Annotated in this window: 16 protein-coding genes and 1 tRNA gene; 5 read left to right on the top strand and 12 right to left on the bottom strand. The window is 66.7% G+C overall.

All coding sequences use genetic code 11. The features are described 5' to 3' along the window. Positions 1-46: 46 nt before the first annotated feature. Entirely contained in the window at positions 47-598 is a 552-nt protein-coding gene (locus tag ACQPY4_RS05380; protein WP_433333034.1) for an RNA polymerase sigma factor, read from the bottom strand. Between the two features lie 19 nt (positions 599-617). Here ACQPY4_RS05380 and ACQPY4_RS05375 point away from each other — a divergent pair, with 19 nt between their 5' ends. Next, positions 618-2,750, top strand: a complete 2,133-nt coding sequence (locus ACQPY4_RS05375) for a serine/threonine-protein kinase (protein WP_433333032.1) — start codon at positions 618-620, stop codon at positions 2,748-2,750. A gap of 171 nt (positions 2,751-2,921) precedes the next feature. Continuing rightward, a complete protein-coding gene (locus tag ACQPY4_RS05370; protein WP_433333030.1) occupies positions 2,922-3,488 on the top strand; it encodes a PadR family transcriptional regulator in 567 nt (188 codons plus the stop codon). Positions 3,489-3,544: 56 nt separating this feature from the next. Here ACQPY4_RS05370 and ACQPY4_RS05365 read toward each other — a convergent pair whose 3' ends face one another. The 3 genes from ACQPY4_RS05365 to ACQPY4_RS05355 form a co-directional block, all read right to left on the bottom strand. After that, a complete protein-coding gene (locus ACQPY4_RS05365; RefSeq protein ID WP_433333028.1) occupies positions 3,545-4,357 on the bottom strand; it encodes a hypothetical protein in 813 nt (270 codons plus the stop codon). 227 nt (positions 4,358-4,584) lie between these two features. Beyond that, positions 4,585-5,391 carry a trehalose-phosphatase gene (gene otsB / locus ACQPY4_RS05360; protein WP_433333026.1) on the bottom strand — a complete coding sequence of 269 codons (807 nt, stop codon included), beginning with the start codon at positions 5,389-5,391 and terminating at the stop codon, positions 4,585-4,587. A gap of 19 nt (positions 5,392-5,410) precedes the next feature. Further along, a complete protein-coding gene (locus ACQPY4_RS05355; RefSeq protein ID WP_433338810.1) occupies positions 5,411-5,725 on the bottom strand; it encodes a DUF3263 domain-containing protein in 315 nt (104 codons plus the stop codon). 280 nt (positions 5,726-6,005) lie between these two features. Between ACQPY4_RS05355 and ACQPY4_RS05350 the strand changes: the two genes are divergently transcribed. After that, a complete protein-coding gene (locus ACQPY4_RS05350; RefSeq protein WP_433333024.1) occupies positions 6,006-6,599 on the top strand; it encodes a MarR family winged helix-turn-helix transcriptional regulator in 594 nt (197 codons plus the stop codon). On the opposite strand, the gene ACQPY4_RS05345 is transcribed toward ACQPY4_RS05350, so the two are convergent. Continuing rightward, positions 6,587-6,880 carry an SHOCT domain-containing protein gene (locus ACQPY4_RS05345; protein WP_433333022.1) on the bottom strand — a complete coding sequence of 98 codons (294 nt, stop codon included), beginning with the start codon at positions 6,878-6,880 and terminating at the stop codon, positions 6,587-6,589. The two genes, ACQPY4_RS05350 and ACQPY4_RS05345, sit on opposite strands and share 13 nt — an antisense overlap. Positions 6,881-6,990: 110 nt before the next feature. Then, on the bottom strand, positions 6,991-8,427 hold the full coding sequence (locus tag ACQPY4_RS05340; protein WP_433333020.1) for a S8 family peptidase: 1,437 nt from the start codon (positions 8,425-8,427) through the stop codon (positions 6,991-6,993). A 223-nt stretch (positions 8,428-8,650) separates the two neighbouring features. Here ACQPY4_RS05340 and ACQPY4_RS05335 point away from each other — a divergent pair. Continuing rightward, a tRNA-Thr gene (locus ACQPY4_RS05335) sits at positions 8,651-8,724 on the top strand. Between the two features lie 85 nt (positions 8,725-8,809). Continuing rightward, positions 8,810-9,754 (top strand): tyrosine-type recombinase/integrase, encoded by a 945-nt coding sequence (locus ACQPY4_RS05330; RefSeq protein ID WP_433333018.1) that lies wholly within the window; start codon positions 8,810-8,812, stop codon positions 9,752-9,754. A gap of 58 nt (positions 9,755-9,812) precedes the next feature. Here the strand turns inward: ACQPY4_RS05330 and ACQPY4_RS05325 are convergent, their stop codons facing one another. From ACQPY4_RS05325 to ACQPY4_RS05300, 6 genes are all read right to left on the bottom strand, one after another. Beyond that, positions 9,813-11,768, bottom strand: a complete 1,956-nt coding sequence (locus tag ACQPY4_RS05325) for an AAA family ATPase (RefSeq protein ID WP_433333016.1) — start codon at positions 11,766-11,768, stop codon at positions 9,813-9,815. Between the two features lie 3 nt (positions 11,769-11,771). Next, positions 11,772-12,317: a hypothetical protein gene (locus ACQPY4_RS05320; RefSeq protein WP_433333014.1), complete on the bottom strand. Its 546-nt coding sequence runs from the start codon at positions 12,315-12,317 to the stop codon at positions 11,772-11,774. Next, on the bottom strand, positions 12,314-13,636 hold the full coding sequence (locus tag ACQPY4_RS05315; RefSeq protein ID WP_433333012.1) for a dsDNA nuclease domain-containing protein: 1,323 nt from the start codon (positions 13,634-13,636) through the stop codon (positions 12,314-12,316). The genes ACQPY4_RS05320 and ACQPY4_RS05315 overlap by 4 nt, the downstream gene beginning before the upstream one ends. Positions 13,637-13,841: 205 nt before the next feature. Next, positions 13,842-14,072: a hypothetical protein gene (locus ACQPY4_RS05310; protein ID WP_433333010.1), complete on the bottom strand. Its 231-nt coding sequence runs from the start codon at positions 14,070-14,072 to the stop codon at positions 13,842-13,844. A gap of 154 nt (positions 14,073-14,226) precedes the next feature. Continuing rightward, positions 14,227-15,120 (bottom strand): phosphoadenosine phosphosulfate reductase, encoded by an 894-nt coding sequence (locus ACQPY4_RS05305; protein ID WP_433333008.1) that lies wholly within the window; start codon positions 15,118-15,120, stop codon positions 14,227-14,229. A 20-nt stretch (positions 15,121-15,140) separates the two neighbouring features. Further along, complete coding sequence (locus ACQPY4_RS05300; RefSeq protein ID WP_433333006.1) at positions 15,141-16,118, bottom strand: NlpC/P60 family protein; 978 nt, start codon at positions 16,116-16,118, stop codon at positions 15,141-15,143. Between the last annotated feature and the right edge of the window lie 18 nt (positions 16,119-16,136).

The following is a 16,136-nucleotide window of genomic DNA, read 5'->3' as shown; positions in this document are numbered from 1 at the left end:
CCGTCCCCTGTAAGCCCCGCCCCCGGGTGACCGGGGGCGGGTCAGGTCAGGTGTAGGACTCGCCGAGGGTCTGGCGGACCTGCTTGCGGGCCTCGTGGATGCGCGACTTGACCGTGCCGAGCGGAAGCTGGAGCTGCTCGGCGATCTCCGAGTACTCCAGCTGGGACACGTCGCGCAGGACCAGGGCCTGGATGAGGTCCGGCTTGCGGGCCTCCAGGTCTTCCATGGCGTCCAGGATGTCGACCCGGGAGCCCGCGATGACGCTGGTGCGCCGCGGGTCGGGGCGCTGCTGCGGGAGCTCGCCCGCCTGCTCGACGGACCGCCGCTTGAGCGAGCGGTAGGTCGAGCGGGCCGAGTTGGCCACCACGACGTGCAGCCACGTGCTGAAACGCGACCGCCCCTCGAACCGGTGGATGTTGCGCGCCACTTGCAGCAGCGCGTCCTGGCAGGCCTCCTCGGCGTCCTGCCGGCAGGGCAGGAACCGTGAGCTGTGTCGCAGTACGTCAGGCTCGATCTTGCGGAGCAGTTCGTTGAGGGCAGCCTGATCCCCCTGAGCCGCCTTCACGGCCAGCTCTTCGGTCCTCTCATCGAATGCCATCGCCACGCCTCATTGCTCGATGCTCGATCGCGCACACTCCCCGTTTGTTGGGCATGATACGGGAGTGTCCTTCCCACCTACCGTCGGCCGTTACCGAATCGATCACGTCCTGGGATCCGGGGCGTTCGCCTCTGTGTGGCTCGGGCACGACGACGCACTCGACTCCCACGTGGCCATCAAGGTGCTGTCCGGGAGCCTGATAGACGACCTCGACGTGCGGAATCGTTTCCTCGAGGAAGCCCGGATCCTGCGGCGCGCCGATTCCGAACGGCTCGTACGCGTGCACGATATCGGCGAACTGCCCGACGGTCGCCCCTATTTCGTCATGTCCCACGCCGATCGGGGGACCCTCGCCGACCGTATGCGTGAGCGACCACTTCCGGTCAGTGAAGCTCTTGTGTACGCCGAGGAAATCGCCTACGGCGTCGAGGTGATCAATACCCTCGGCGTGATCCACCGCGACCTCAAGCCGTCCAACGTGCTGTTCCAGTCGACCCCGGACGGCGGCGAGAAGCTGCTGATCGCCGATCTGGGGCTGGCCAAGGCCCTGGCGCACGCCTCTGGCGCGTTCACGCTGCCGGTCGGGACGCCCGGCTATATGTCGCCCGAGCAGGCGCGGTTCGGCGGCGGGCTGGACGTCCGCGCCGACGTGTACGGCCTCGGCGCCCTGACCTACCACATGCTGACCGGACGCCCCCCGGGCCCGGCGCCGGTGAAGGTCGCGCCGAGCCGGCTGCGCGAGGGGCTCAACCCGGCGTTCGACCAGGTCATCCTGCGGGCACTGGAGGTCGAGCGCGAGAAGCGCTGGGCCACCGCCGAGGCGTTCGCCGAGGCGCTGTCCACCCTGCGCCCGACGCTCGCGCCGGGTTTCGCCCAGGCGCCCGTCTCCGACCTGGAGTCGACCGTCCGCGACCGCCCGTCCAGCGGCGGGCAGGCGCCGTCCGCGCCACTGCCCGCTCCCCCGATGCCTCCCGAGCCCGAGCCGTCCACGCGCGAGGACAGCAGCCCGAGCTACCGCAACCCGCCGCCCAGCCGGCACCCGAACCAGCCGCCGCCCCAATACGGGCCGCCCCCGGGTGAACCGGCCACGGTCGTCGACCAGCCGAGCGACTCCGGCTCGTACCAGCACAGGCAGGCCCCGCAGACGCCGCAGGCCCCGGACGACCGGACGATCTCGATCCCGGCGCCGCAGCAGTACGCGGCGCCGCCCGTCCCGCCCGAGAACGGCGCGACGGCCGTCTTCTCGCCTCAGGCCCCCCAGCAGCAGCCACACGGCCAGCAACCTCCGCACAACCAGGGGCCTCCGAACCAAAGCCCCCACTACCAGGGCATGCCCCAGCAGGGGGCGCCGTACCCGGGGCCGCAGGGGCCGCCTCCCACCCACACCACGGGGCCCCGTGGCCAAATGCAGCAGGGGCAGCAGGGGCAGCCCCCGACCGGCTTCTCCCCCGCCCCGCAGGGCGGTGGTGGCGGCGGCCCCTTCGCCAAGCTGAAGGGCCTTGGCCGTTCCAAGGGCTCGGGCCCCGGCGCTCCCGGGGGCAAGAAGAGCATGGCGCCGCTGCTCATCGGTGTGGGGCTGCTGACGCTGGCTCTCATCGGCGGCCTCTTCCTCGGGGCCGTGCTGTCCGGCGACGACAAGAAGAAGCAGGACCCCAAGAAGCAGGCCCTCCCGGCCGACTTCGTCAAGGTCCAGGAGAGCTCGCGGAAGATCTCGACGGCCGTCCCCAAGGTGTGGCCCCTGGTGACGCAGGAGCCCACCTGGCGGCCGCCCAGCGTCGGGCTGGCCGATCCCCAGCCGCGTCCCGTCCTGCGCGCGACCACCAACCTGGCCGACAACAAGGGCGACGGCCGGACGCCCGGCGTCTTCATCGGCCTGACGTCCGACATCGCCTCCGGCAAGCTCCCGCCGCCGTCCGCCACGGCGCACGCCTCGTGCACCAAGGGCACGCCCGAGAAGTACACGACGCCGGACAAGGCGCTGACGGGAACTGTCACCCGGTACACCGGCTGTAAGAGCGGCACCGCGACCGTGACCGAGGTCGGGCTGGTCGACCAGACCCGCAAGCTCGGCGTCTGGATGCGGGTCAAGGAGTCCGACAACCGCAACGTGACCCGGACGATCCTCGACAACCTCAAGATCACCAGCCTCTGATCCCAGGCTGACCAGGCCCGGCGCGTTCCCGCGCCGGGCCTTTTCCATGTCCGCGCCCAGGGCGGCGGAACTTCTCGGAAGCTCGGTGTTGCATCGCGACTGCTCGGCGATATATCGTTAATGCATCGCAACCGATCACTACAGAAGGAGACCGCGATGAGAGGCCGGAACATGAGGCACGAAGGATTCAGGCACAGCGAGGAGCGTTCGCGCCGGGGCGACCCGTTCGGCCCCTGGGGAGGCGGTTACGACCCCCGGGGCGGCGGACGGGGACGTGGCGGACGCGGGCGGCGCACCAGGCGCGGCAACGTCCGGGCCGCGCTCCTGGCCCTGCTGGCCGAGCGTCCGATGCACGGCTACGAGATGATCCAGGAGCTCGACAACCGCACCGGCGGCGTCTGGCGTCCCAGCCCGGGGTCGGTCTACCCGACCCTGCAGCTGCTTGAGGACGAGGGCATGGTCGCCAGCCTGGAGCAGGGCGGCAAGCGCCTGTTCTCGCTGAGCGACACCGGACGCGAGGAGGTCGCCGCCCAGGAGACCGCCCCCTGGGACGAGGTCACCGAGGCCGCCGGGGAGAGCGAGACCCGCGGACGCGAGGCCGTCGGGCAGCTGATGGGCGCGCTGCACCAGGTGATGACCGTGGGCAGCGAGGCGCAGAAGGCCCGGGCGCTGGACGTGGTCAACGAGGCCCGCCGCCAGCTCTACGGCATCCTCGCCGATGACCCCGCCGCCGAGTGATCACGACCGCTTCGCCGACGTCCCCGAGCACGGTTTCGGGACGTCGGCGACGGTCGTCAACTGGGGAAGGGCGCCAGCTTGGCCGGCTCGTCGGCCATGTAGAGCCGCTTCCAGATGTAAAGACCCAGCTCACCGCTCTGCGGCGAGCGCACCACCGCGAGCTCGGACGTCGCCCTGACCAGGTAGGACGACTTGGGCGCCAGGAAACGGTCGCCGTGCGACCCCGGGATCAGCGCGTCGCCGGACAGCTTGCGGACGATCTCGTTGCGGACCGGCCCGGTGCACAGGTCGTCGGTCACGCCCGTCTGCGGCAGGCAGCGCCCGCGCTCCTGGACGGCGACGGCGTCCCGGTTGATGAAGATGTCCCCGGGGAAGTTGAGTAGAGCCTTCTTGTCGGACGGGTTGCTCAGCACGTACTCGACATAGGCGTACGCCGGGCCCGTCTGGGCCGACGACTGCTGCGGCGCGACCGCGCCCCGGTCACCCTGGTCCGAGCCTCCGGCGACGGCAGCGATCCTGTAGCGCGTCCCGTCGGCGGTGCTGACCTCCACGGGGGTGCCGGTCTTGGGGATCACCGCCTTGGGCGCCGCGTCCGGGGCCCCGCTGGACGCGGAGTTCCCCTCTTTGCCGTCCGACCCCGGGATCAGCAGCATCGCGGCCGTCACAGCGGCGGCGACCACCAGCACCGAGGCGGCACCGGCGGCGAGAAGGCCCTTGCGCCGCTTCTCGCGCCGCTCCTCCAGAGCCTCGAGTCTGCCGAGGCGGACCTGGACGCCGCTGGTGTCCAGCGTTCCCAGCGGCCTGGTCCCCGGCATGCCATAGCCGTCCGTGCCCCCGGCGCGCCCGTCTCCGGGCCCCATAGTGCTCACCGTCTCGCTCCCCGTGCTCTGCGGGCCCCCTGACCCGAAACGATCCTGCTCCAGTGTGACGTAGCCGGGCCGGACCTTTGCCGCTACCCCACGGACACCGCAAATTACGCCAAACGCAGGAGAAACGCTCGTCTAGTCCACATCCTGAAACGGCCGAAGGCGGCCAACCGCCCAGGACGGCCAGCTCACACGGTCGCCCCGAACGCCCGGAATCGAACGTCGCCGGGTCAGGGAAGGAGGGATTCGAGGAAGGTCACGACGCCCTCCGGGCCTTCGACCGTGAGGTCGGCGCGGGCGGCCAGCGCGGTCACCTCGGTGGATCCGCTGCAGACCTTGACGCCCGGGACGCCGCGCGCGCGCAGGTCGTCGACGGCGTCGAAGGCCGCCAGATCGCCCAGGTCATCGCCCGCGAACAGGACGGCTGACGGGTCGCGGGCCTCAAGGAAGCGGCGCAGGGCCATGCCCTTGTCCATCCCTGGGGGGCGGAGTTCGAGGACGAGGCGTCCCGGCTCGAGGACGAGCCCGGTGCGTTCGGCGAGGGCGCCGAGCAGGCCGCGCAGCCGCTCCAGCGCGACCTCGGGCTCGGCGCAGCGGCGAGTGTGGACGGCGAGCGCCTGCCCCTTGTCCTCGATGAACGCCTCGGCGGGGGCACCGGACGCCGACAGGATCGCGGGCAGCTTGGCGCGGGCCTCGGCGACACCCGGGGGCGGCTCGGGGGCGGTGAGCTCCCCCGACTCCCATCGTTCGAGGCCGTACTGGCCGAGGACGACCAGCCCGTCGATTCCTTCGAAGCCGCCGAACTCGACGGCCACGGCGGCGGGGCGTCCGGTGATGACCACGATCGCGCCCACGCGCGGGGCCAGTCGGGCCAGAAGCTCGGACGCGCGCGGGTGGGCGCGGGCCTGGGCGGGGTCGGGGACGATCGGCGCGAGCGTCCCGTCGAAGTCGAAGCCGAGCACGGCCCTGGCGGGGTCGGCGCGGATCGCGTCGAGGCCGGCGGCGCCGTCGGGGGTCGGGGAGGGAGAAGGGTTCACGCGACCAGTCTTGGTCACCTCAGGGCCGGATGCCGAGGCGACGCGCGGCGCGCTGCCGCTGTCGCTGGGTGCGCATCCGCAGCAGCCGCTTGACGAGCATGGGGTCGTGGGCGAGCGCCTCGGGGCGGTCGAGCAGGATGTTGAGCAGCTGGTAGTACCGCGTCGCCGACATGTCGAACGTCTCGCGGATCGCCTGCTCCTTGGCCCCGGCGTATTTCCACCACTGCCGTTCGAAGGCCAGGATCTGGCGGTCGCGGTCGGACAGCAGATCGGCGGGGAAGCCGTCGTCGTCCAGACCTTCGGTCGCCGGTTCCAGGGCTGCGCCGTCGTCCATGCTTCCGTCCTGTTGAGGGACGTCATCGGGGGCGTTCGCCTCGCGCATGAGGTCCCCTCTGTGGTCACTGATCCCGGGTCGTCCGGGTTCGGCCGGGAGCCATGCTACGCGTCCCCACCGACATTCTCCGGCGGTTCGCAAGGAACGGCACAGGGGCTCCGACCTGCGTCTCGGCCGTATCGAAAGGCCGTTCGGCGCACGCTTCCCGCGAGTCACACGGGCCCCGTCCGGCCAAAATGTGTACGATACAGATGACCGTAGCGAATCGAGGGGACCAGCCGTGGAGACCGAGAGCGGATCCGACGATCCCGCCGCCGACATCGCGATCGCGCTCTTCCATCTACGGCGGGTCTGGGCCAAGCCCGACCTGATGAAGCGGATCCGCGCGCAGACCTCCGGCGGCCCGGACGGGCGTCCGCTCCAGCTCTCCAACCTCATGGTGGTGCACGCGGTCGCCGCGCTGAACGCCGCCGCGCCGGACGCCGGCGACGAGGTCACCGTCGGCGCGGTGGCCGAGCGGCTGGAGATCGACCCCTCGACCGCGAGCCGGCTCGTGGGCCACGCCATCGACGCGGGCCTGGTCACCCGGCGTCCGTCCCCGTTGGACGCCCGGCGCGCCAACCTCGGGCTCACCGAGGCCGGCGCCCGGGTCAAGCAGGTCGCCGACCGCTTCCGCCGCGACTACATCGCCCGGCTCACCGCCGACTGGACGTCCCGCGAGCGCGCGGAGTTCTCGCGGCTGCTGTGCCGTTTCGCCGACGCCGCGGGCCAGGCCCCGATGGACCCCGAAGGCGTGGAGCGGATCTTCGAAGAGGCCGGGGCCGCCGATCCCGGGAGTCCCGAGATCGGCGCCTCCCCGGGTCACGCGTCGTAACGCAGGGCCGCGAGGCGGGAGTGGTACTCGTCCTCGTCGATCTCGCCCCGCGCGAAGCGCTCGGACAGGATCGTCCGGGCGTTCGCCGCCGGATCGGCCGCCGTCGGCGCCCCGGCACCGGCCGTTCTGCGCCGCACCAGATAGAACGCCCCGGCCAGAACCGCCACCCACAGCAACCCGAAGGTGAGCGGGAAGATCGGCCAGAACGCGGGAGGACCGTCCCCGCCGTCGTGCCAGTTGCCCGGGTGGGCGTTCATCGCGATCGTCGCCAACATGGTCATCGACCTCCTGTGTTCGGTATAGGTCGATGCTCGGCGAAGGGTACGGGCGACGGCATCGTACGGCCGGAGGCTTCCGCGCTACGCCCGCCGGAGTAGCGCGGGCGTCCGGCTCACCACCAGGGAGGGCGGTGCTCGGTGTCGTCCGGCTGGTCCTGCCCCGGGGGGACGGACCACGTCGGCTGCTCCGCGGCGTCGGCCTTGGGCGGCGGCCACGGCGGACGCGGGTCGCTCGCCAGCACCTCGTTGCTCTGCCACAGCGGCGCGTTGACCGGCCCCTGGAAGGGCGAGGAGCCCCCCGCCATCGCCGAGACGGGCGCACGCGGAGGCGGCTCGGGGAAGTAGTCGTCCTCGTCGTCCTCGTACTCCTCGTCCAGGCCGCCCCGACGCTGCCGCCAGGCCGCGAACAGCCCGAACAGCACCAGCACGCTCCCGCCGGCCAGCACGCCGACCAGCAGCGTGCTCGGACCGTCGTCCTGATCACCGGAGTCGGCCAGCGGGGCCGACGACCCGGCCGTCCGCGGGGCCGCGCCCAGACCGGGCGAGCCCTTGCTGAGCCGGTTGGCCACGGTCATCGCGCGCACGGCGTCGACCGTCCCCTTGCACGGCGCCGCCGCGGGCACCGGCCGGACGCTCTGCACCAGCGCCTGCCTGACCTGCTCGGGCGTCAGCGCCGGATACTTCGCCCGCACCAGCGCCGCCACCCCCGCGACGATCGCCGACGAGGGGCTGGTTCCCGTCCCGACGACGTACCCGTCCTCGGCGTCCGCGCTGACGATCTCCACCCCCGGGGCGCACACGGCGACATACGGGCGCCGGTTGCTGTCCTTCCACAGGCGCAGCCCCCGATCGAGAGCCCCGACCGCGATCACCCCCGGGTACGCCGCCGGGAAGTTCTTCCTGTTGGGCCCCGAACCGTCATTGCCCGCCGACGCGATCAGCACCACACCCCGGCTCAGCGCGTACTTGATCGCGCTCTCCTCGGACGAGCTGCCGTCGTAGAACTGCCGCCCACCGCCGAGCGACATGTTGATGATCTTCGCGCCCTGGTCGACCGCGTACCTGATGCCCTGCGCCACCGTGTCGCGGTTGCGTCCGGTCTCCCCGCCGTCCTTGCGCAACGGGTCGTCGTTCTCCCACGTCACCCGCACCGACAGGACGCGGCTCTGCGGCGCCACCCCGATGACGCCCTCCTGCTGCCCGGGCCCATGCCCGTGCCCGGAGATGATGCTGGCCATCGAGGTACCGTGCAGCCCCCAGAACCGTCCCCCGGGACGCCGCGTCCCGCCAGTGAGGTCGGGCCCGGACACGACCCGTCCCTCCAGATCGGGATGCCTGCGATCGACCCCGGTGTCGAGCACCGCCACCATCACACCCGCACCCCGGGACCAGCGCCACGCCTTGGGAACGCGCATCTCGTCCAGATGCCACTGCCGGATACGGATCTGGTCGGTCCGCGCCTGCGCGGACGCCCCCTGCGGAACGACCGACACGGCGGCGACCAGCGTCAGAGCGGCGCCACCCCGGGCAAGGCGTCGGGCAAGGGTCACGCCCCCGCACCTCCTCCCCGGCAGACGGAAACCGAGCCCACAAGCTCAGCCCCACTCCCGCCCCACCCAACCCGTGAGGCGCGAGGCAACATTGTGCCATGGGCCCCCTACCCGGCCCGGTCACTCTTCACATTCAGGCACTCACCCGGACAGCACGCCCGAACCACCCGCCCCACCTCCGACCCGGCACCGGTATTGTGAGCCCCGCGCCCAAGGGCCGCCCGCCCCTGTAGCTCAGTTGGCCAGAGCAGCCGCCTTGTAAGCGGCAGGTCGCCGGTTCGAACCCGGCCGGGGGCTCAACCCTCTCCCACCAGCGAAAACATCGATAACGGCTTGATCACCGTCGGTGTACACCGCTGGAACAGAGGAAAACTAAGAGGTAATGGGTACCGCCCGTACGCGGCAGGCGAAGAACCTCAACGCAGGTCCCTTCCAGGCCGCGATCAACTCGTTCACCCTCCACCTCCACGCTGAGGGAAAGGCAGAGAAGACGGTCCGCACCTACGTCCAGGCTGCACAGTGGCTTGCCGCGGAGCACCTCCGCTGCAAGACCGACTGCACGGACTGGGAAGAGGTCACAGCGGACCACATCCGAGCGTGGACCGTATGGCTGTTGGAGCGCTACTCCGACAGCTACGCCAACAACCAGTACCGAGCGCTACAGCAGTTCTTCAAGTGGCTGGCCCACGAGGAAGACCTGGCCGACCCGATGACCAAGCTCAGCCCACCCACCGTGACCGAAAAGCTCGTCCCAGTCTTCACCGAGGAGGAACTCTCCAAGCTGCTCAAGGTCTGCGAGGGCAAGGCCTTCGAGGATCGCCGGGACTACGCCATCCTCTCCCTGTTCAAGGCGACAGGGCTACGCCTGTCCGAACTCGCAAGCATCTCGTACGAGCCCGACGAGCCCGAGAACAGCGACCTCGACCTGATTCGCCGCGAGGTCTTCGTCCGAGGCAAGGCTGGCAAGGAGCGCGTCGTACGCTTCGGCCACAAGACGGCACGCGCCATCGACAGATACACACGTGTGCGAAGCAAGCACACGTACTCGTCCAGCCGCGCCCTCTGGCTCGGAGTACGCAACCGTCCTCCCATGACAGCCAACGGGATCTATCAGATGGTCGCCCGTCGAGGTAAGGAATGCGGCGTCACGGTCAACCCCCATAAGTTCCGCCACCACTTCTCGCACACCTGGCTCGACAGGGGCGGAGCTGAGGGGGACCTGATGGAGCTCAACGGTTGGACGTCACCCCAGATGCTCCGCCGCTACGGGCGCAGCGCCGCCAGCAAACGAGCCCGCCGCACCTACGACCGCGTCATGGAGGAATAAGCGCTAGATAGCGTGCGGCCACGACTGTCTTTCCGCACTCGTGGCCGCACAACGCTCCCTAATCCTCTTGCGGCTGATCTTCAACTTTGATCAAGCTGGCCTTCGGGCCAGGGTGCCTAACGCCTGGAACCATGGGGTTTTCATAGGAGAGCTCCTGCTCATATATCGCGCCCCATCCTCTCTCTTTAGGCTGAGGAGGCAGAGAATTATCCCCAATAATCAACTGAATGCGGCCGCCATAACCTTCAGCCAACTGCCAGATGCGGCGATAAATCCGCTGACTTAGAGCAATGTCGTCCGCACCTTGACCAATAGCTTTACGAGGAGAATCGATAATCAAGATTGAAGGCAGGAGGATGGAATTAATGTCGATCGAGACCGTGGTCAGAGCAAATGAATATGCCAAATGTACAGCGGTAGCTACCCCACCACCCGAAGCTTGAATTTCCTCGAACAAACCGCCATTCACGCGCGGCAAGAAGTCTCCTGTATCGATTGACGCTTCTTCTACACCCGGCACAGCCAGATAATCGATCTCGCGAGAAAAGGCCAGGCTCGCCGCAGTCACCCAGGTACGGTGCTCAGCTAGAACTTCGATTCGATGCTTGATGGCTGCTTTGATGCTGCGCAACTCTACTTTGGCGCTACTAAGCTCATTCTGAAGGCGCTGAACCCGTTGCCAAAGATCGCCCATTTCAGAAAGACGCTCGATTCTAGCGTGGACACTGGCATGTCGTGCGCTGAGGCGTTCAATCTCACCTAGAATTGGGGGTAGCCGGTCGCGGGCCGCCGCAGATGCCCGATCCCGAAGCAGATCAAGATGAAGTCTCGCGGCACGCCATTCCGCCGTCAGTCGCTCCAACTCATCAGTCTCATGGGACATGAGCCGACGAGCTTCCTCAGTTTGTTCTTCGAGGCGCGAAATGCCACTGTTGTCGCTGTTCGGCCGCGTCAGATCCAAGCCTGGTTCCGGCTGCATACAAAGCACACATTGGTCGGTGGAAACTGGGCGGCCTGTGAGGCTTTGAAAACATCTGGGGCAGAGAACGAATTCAAAGGGACCCAAGACGCGACTGGCTACACTCGCTTGATTAAGCCTCATTCGATCGAGTTCGAGTTGCGCAATTAGGGAACGGCGCGCATTGAGGGAGACGCTGAACTGGTGAACTCTATCACCGAGCCTCTGTTCTTCAACCGTGGCCTGCTCAATTTCCCTCACCAGGGGATCTGCCGTACCTGCTTGCTCTCGGGCGCCTGAACGAAGTTCATTCAGTTCCCTTGAAAAGGAGGCAAGGTGCTCTAGAGCTTCCGTGCGCTCCTGCGTGATCTCCTCTGCTGTGGGCGTGCCAGCGTCCTCCAGGAAGCGCTGAACGGTGTCCACCTCATTCTCGAGAGACTTGATAACGTCCCCGAGCCGGCCCCTGCGCCGTCGGAGCTCATTTAACTCGGAATCCGTAAGCCCGAAGAGGAGCTCGAACATCGCTCGTCGTGCTCGGGTACGAAATGTGTCGAGATGACCTGCGATAGAGCTATCGATTTCACGAGCCTCTATATATAGGTAGGCCAGCAGGTTATTGAAGGTCAGAGCTACAGTGTCAGAACTGCGGCCATCGCTGCGAGATGGGATCCGTTCCTGCGGGATCGAAAGCAGGCCGAGCAAACGGTCAGACAGGGTCACTTGCCCTTCTGAGCTTCGCACGGGCAGGCTTTCTTCAATATGAAGATCGAATGGATCCCGTACCTCCACGCGACCTGATCTGTCAGGTACGGATCGACGTAGAACCAGACGACGGTTCTCCAACTCAAGGTAGAGATCGACCTCAGTGACATGTTCGCGAACGGTCGGGGTCAAGGTAGCATTGCCACCCATCGCATGTTTCATCAACATGAAAAGGCTGGACTTGCCTGCTCCCACGGGGCCAGTTACCACGGTAAGGGGCCGATTGAAGTCATAGTTTCGCTCTGTAACAGCAGTCCTCACCGTGAGCGATAGCAGACGCAGCTTGGTGGACACGGTTCAATCCTTTTCGATGGCGTCGATAGCATGCCGGATCAACCAATCAAGCTTCGGCGCAGCCATATCGAGTTCCGTCCGCAGCACCCGAACGCGGCCAGCGGTAACGCGCCACGCAGCCTCCATTGCCATTGCTTTGGCCGCAGATCGCCCCTCTCGCGTGGTCAGGAGCATCGACCAGTTTTCCTTCGAAGGCACCAGCAACTGGCGAGCTACTAGCCCGCCACAGACGAGCATGTATCGGTCAGCCCAAACTCCGTATCTGCTCCGCAATGCTTTGACCTCGCCTGCTTCCTTCTCAAATTGTTCGGGTGCCAGGTCATGTGGCCAGGCCAAAGGCGTAGCAGTCTCCCGAATATCAGGCAATAGATAGGGGTGGCGAAGGACAAAGTCGAGGCATGCAATGCGGTCCATCGTCAAGCCCCTCTTGCGTCCCGAGAACGTGTCAACGAGCAGGAGAACACGCGCCTGATGGAAAATTGCCTCAGTCCCAATCGCTTCAGCGGCGGCCCGCTGTTGAGCCGCCAATACCCGATCACGCCTATTCATGTCTCACTCTCATCAGGCGTAAAACCGAAATAGCATTGGTCGCAAAGAGTGAAGGCCACACCCAGCGCATGCTGGTCATTCATTTGTATTGGAGCACGCTGACGGAACTCATTCACGCTCAACGTGCGACGCAGCTGGTTGAATAGCTCCCTTCCATACTGATCAGGGCTTCTCCGAGCTGCATCCTGCGCATCGAGCACGAGTTCAAGGACCTCGGCCTCGACCTGACTCAGAATCGCCGCGTCACCGGCCAGTCCAGGAAGGCGCTGCCGCCAGGTGGTATACCAGGCGCTCCGACACCGCTCCGCTAGCGATTCATGAGTCACTGACAACCCTCCAGCCACCAGCTTGCTACGCAGTAGGTGGCCGCCTGGCGCGGGCTCCACCACAGTCCCAGATGGGAACAGAGGTGTATTTCCTCCGAAGACGAACGCATCCCGCACTGCCTCCGCTGCTATAAGCCTGCTTGCCAGCAGCTTCCGGCGTTCGGTCGGGGCGTCCAATAGAGCGACCAGGCGCACTGTGTCCAGCCGATGTCGTTCACAAGCGCGCGAGGCCCTTTCAGCGAGACCGACGACGCGCTCGTACGACTCGACGGCGTCTCGTTCGTCCCACCCTTTCTCTCGAAAGTAGGGCATCACTGTCTTGTGGATAGTTGACGCCGAAATCTCGTCACGACCCGGGAGTCGAAGTAGAGTCAATCTCTTCACGAATTCACACACAGATACGACTAGCTCATCTTCGTCATCAAGTATCAGCGCACTAGAAGGCACAGGCCGCGTCGGTATACAATCCAGCTGCTTCTGCTGTCTCACTCGAAGAAACTGGCGGGCCAAATACTTGGCCCAAACACGGCATTCTTCACCGTCAGGATCAAGAGCGACACAGAATTCTTCCAATTTTGCCGGTTGACGATCTCCGGACGCAGCGTAGCCCGCGTTAGTGGCGAGTACACCATAAACCTCCCGACCACTTGCTCGGACCCGCGCCCAACGGTCGAATAGATGTGCTAGGCCACCTTTGCCGCATAGATCGAACAGCGACCATGCTCCACTGTTCGGTTCCCGATGCTTAACTGAAACGAGTTGGATCGTGCCGTCTCGCCGTACCGCCAGAAAATCCTCGAGGTACTCGCAGATAACTGCCAATGGCGCATCGTCCTCAAGCAGGCCAAAGCACCAAGTGGCGACAATCTCAGCTTGATACCTGAAGTTGGCCTGTGAGAGAGTCCCTCCGTCCTCGTCTGGTTGCGGTAGAGTCTCGGCGATATTGAGCGCGAGTTGATCACCAATGCTGTCGCGCTTCCGGCGTTCTTTCACGTGCCCGTACTCCTCGAATGCAAGCTTCGATTAATCACTACCCTCCCGGGTCGACGTCAACTCACCAGCCTTACGGCCACATCCGGTCGCTCTTGCGACAGTTTCCTGGGAGGGACACGAGTAGCACGGAGTTTCGGTGTACTTAGAGTTGAAGCCCCAAGCGCGCGGCTTCAGCCGTGCCTGGGGCTTCAACGCTCAAGGCTCGTCAATCTCTCCTTCTGGCCATGGCTGAGCGTTTCGCTAACCTCAGCATGTGAGCCCTCATCGCTTGCTCGGCCCGTCCCCGTCGTTCATCGGGTGGCAAGGCACCTTCAGGATCCACTTCCCGCTCAAATTTCGCCAGGAATGCATCCCTTGCCGGCTTGGTTCGCTTCTTCCTGTCCTGCGTCTTGCTCCAAGAGACGAGAACTGCGATGCGCTTGTCGATCTGAGCCATGGTCACCCGCCTTGTGTGGCTGCCCGATGCGGGCGCTGGAGGTTCGTATGGAAGCCACTCGCTCGATTGCCCCACTGTGTGCATGCTCTAAAGGACCACCACCGTGCCGGGCGAGGAGTGGCGAAGCCAGAGACGAAGTTGGTTCCGAATGGGCTCAGGTGAAGCACCAGCCGCCGTCGCAGGTGGCGTCGGTGTCGTCGATGGGGAGGGGTGTTTCGTTGGGGACGACTTCGGCGAGTGGGGCGTTGTAGCGGGTCAGCCAGACCGGGTCGCGGTCGAGCATTCGGCGGCGGGTGTTGATGGTGTCTTCGAGGTGGCAGGCGCGTTGGAAGAGTTCGGGGTCGTCGCGGCGAAGGGTCTTCCAGTACTCCAGGCGGCGGAAGGGGCAGAACCAGCAGGCGGATTTGGGTGGGAGGGGCAGGTTGGCCGAGCGGATGATCTGTGGGCAGTCGGCTCGGCGGATGTGCAGGTCGAGGAGCGGGTAGACGATGCGTTCGTAGGGTTCGGTGCGGCGTTTGTTGGCTCGGTGGATCTCGTCGAGGCTGATGCCGATGCCGATCGTGGCGGGGTTGTCCTTGCTGGCGCCGTGGGCTTTGAGCCAGCGGCCGATGACTCGGATCTTGAAGTCGGCGGTGCAGGATCGGGTGCCCGGGGCGCCGTTGCTCATTCGGATGGGGATGGGGATGGAGCGCGAGCCTTCGCGCATGAGGCGGCCGTAGAGGGTTTCGACGGTGCCGTCTCGGCGGATGCGGAACAGCTCGCGTAGCTCGATGCCGTGGGCTTGGGCGAAGGGGGCGGCGTGTTCACGGATGTAGCGGAGGGTTGCGGGGTATTCGGAGTCGTCGCCGACGTTGGCGAATAGGAAGAGCTGGAAGTCGAGCCGTCCTTGGGCGGCTAGGACGAGGGCGGCGGTGGATTGCCAGCCTCCTCCGAAGCTGAAGGCGCGGAGTGGTCCGCAGGGCGGCTTGAGCTTGCGCCTTCGGGTGGGTGCCGAGGCGGTGTGGTGGGCGCGGGTTGGGGTGGGGTTTCGGTGATCGTGAGCGGGCACTCTTTGACCTCCGAGTCGCGCTAGATCTGGCGGGACGTTCTTGGGGCCGGGCGGGTGGCTCCGGCGTATTGGCGTTCGCGGTAGGCGTTGCCTTTGAACTGGGCGATGCGGACGACGTCGCCTGTCTGTGGGGCGTGGACCATGCGGCCGCGGCCGAGGTAGAGGCCGACATGGTGGATGGACCGTGGGTTGCTGGGGTTGTGGGCGAAGAACAGCAGGTCGCCGGGCTGTAGGGCGTTGAGCGGGATGCGCGGTCCGTCGTCGAATTGGTCGGCGGCTACCCGGTCGATGCGGACGCCGGCTTGGGCCCAGGCGAATTGGGTGAGGCCGGAGCAGTCGAAGCCTTTGATGTGGGCGCCGTGTTCGATGCCGTAGCTGGGCCCGGAAGGTCTGCCGCCGCCCCAGGAGTAGGGCGTGCCGAGTTTGCTGAGTGCGGCGCGGATCGCTATTGCGCCGCGTCCGCTGGCTTGTGGGGTGGCGTACTTCGCGGCCTGGGCGAGGACCTTGCGGACATACCAGTCGGCGTGGTTGTAGCGGAAGAGCGCTCGATAGAGGTGCTTGCCGCCCTTGCCTGCTTTGTTGGCGCAGAGGTAGTTGGCGGCGCCGTGGATCGCGTCGGCCGGGGCGTAGCGGTCCTTGCGGCCGTCGCGGTCTCCGTCCGTTCCGTAGGTTGCCCAGGTGGCGGCGAGGAACTGCATGGGGCCGCCGGCTCCGGCGGAGTTCTCGCCGGAGCGGATGCCGGGCAGCCGGGAGCGGCCGTGGTCGGACTCGACGCTGCCGATCGCGGCGAGGACGCTCCAGGGCAGGCCGGGGCAGGTCTGTGCTGCTTGGAGATATAGCCGCAGGTAGTGGGGTGGGATGTCGCGGCGGGCGTAGGCGCTTGGAGCGCCGTCCAGGGGTGTTTCAGAGCTCGATGAGGTGGGCTGGCCGCCGACCAGGATCAACAGCAGGGGCATGCCGAGCAGGACGGCTCCTGCCGCCAGAGCGAGCTTCAGCACGGGCGCCGCCGCGGCGGC

The organism is Spirillospora sp. CA-294931, assembly GCF_050946795.1.
Lineage (GTDB): Bacteria > Actinomycetota > Actinomycetes > Streptosporangiales > Streptosporangiaceae > Spirillospora.
This window is presented reverse-complemented; position numbering and strand designations above follow the sequence as displayed.

Coding starts and splice junctions, on each gene's coding strand:
- ACQPY4_RS05380 (WP_433333034.1), bottom strand. CDS start 598: ATGGCATTCGATGAGAGGACCGAAGAGCTGGCCGTGAAGGCGGCTCAG.
- ACQPY4_RS05375 (WP_433333032.1), top strand. CDS start 618: ATGCTCGATCGCGCACACTCCCCGTTTGTTGGGCATGATACGGGAGTG.
- ACQPY4_RS05370 (WP_433333030.1), top strand. CDS start 2,922: ATGAGGCACGAAGGATTCAGGCACAGCGAGGAGCGTTCGCGCCGGGGC.
- ACQPY4_RS05355 (WP_433338810.1), bottom strand. CDS start 5,725: ATGGACGACGGCGCAGCCCTGGAACCGGCGACCGAAGGTCTGGACGAC.
- ACQPY4_RS05345 (WP_433333022.1), bottom strand. CDS start 6,880: ATGACCATGTTGGCGACGATCGCGATGAACGCCCACCCGGGCAACTGG.
- ACQPY4_RS05330 (WP_433333018.1), top strand. CDS start 8,810: ATGGGTACCGCCCGTACGCGGCAGGCGAAGAACCTCAACGCAGGTCCC.
- ACQPY4_RS05320 (WP_433333014.1), bottom strand. CDS start 12,317: ATGAATAGGCGTGATCGGGTATTGGCGGCTCAACAGCGGGCCGCCGCT.
- ACQPY4_RS05310 (WP_433333010.1), bottom strand. CDS start 14,072: ATGGCTCAGATCGACAAGCGCATCGCAGTTCTCGTCTCTTGGAGCAAG.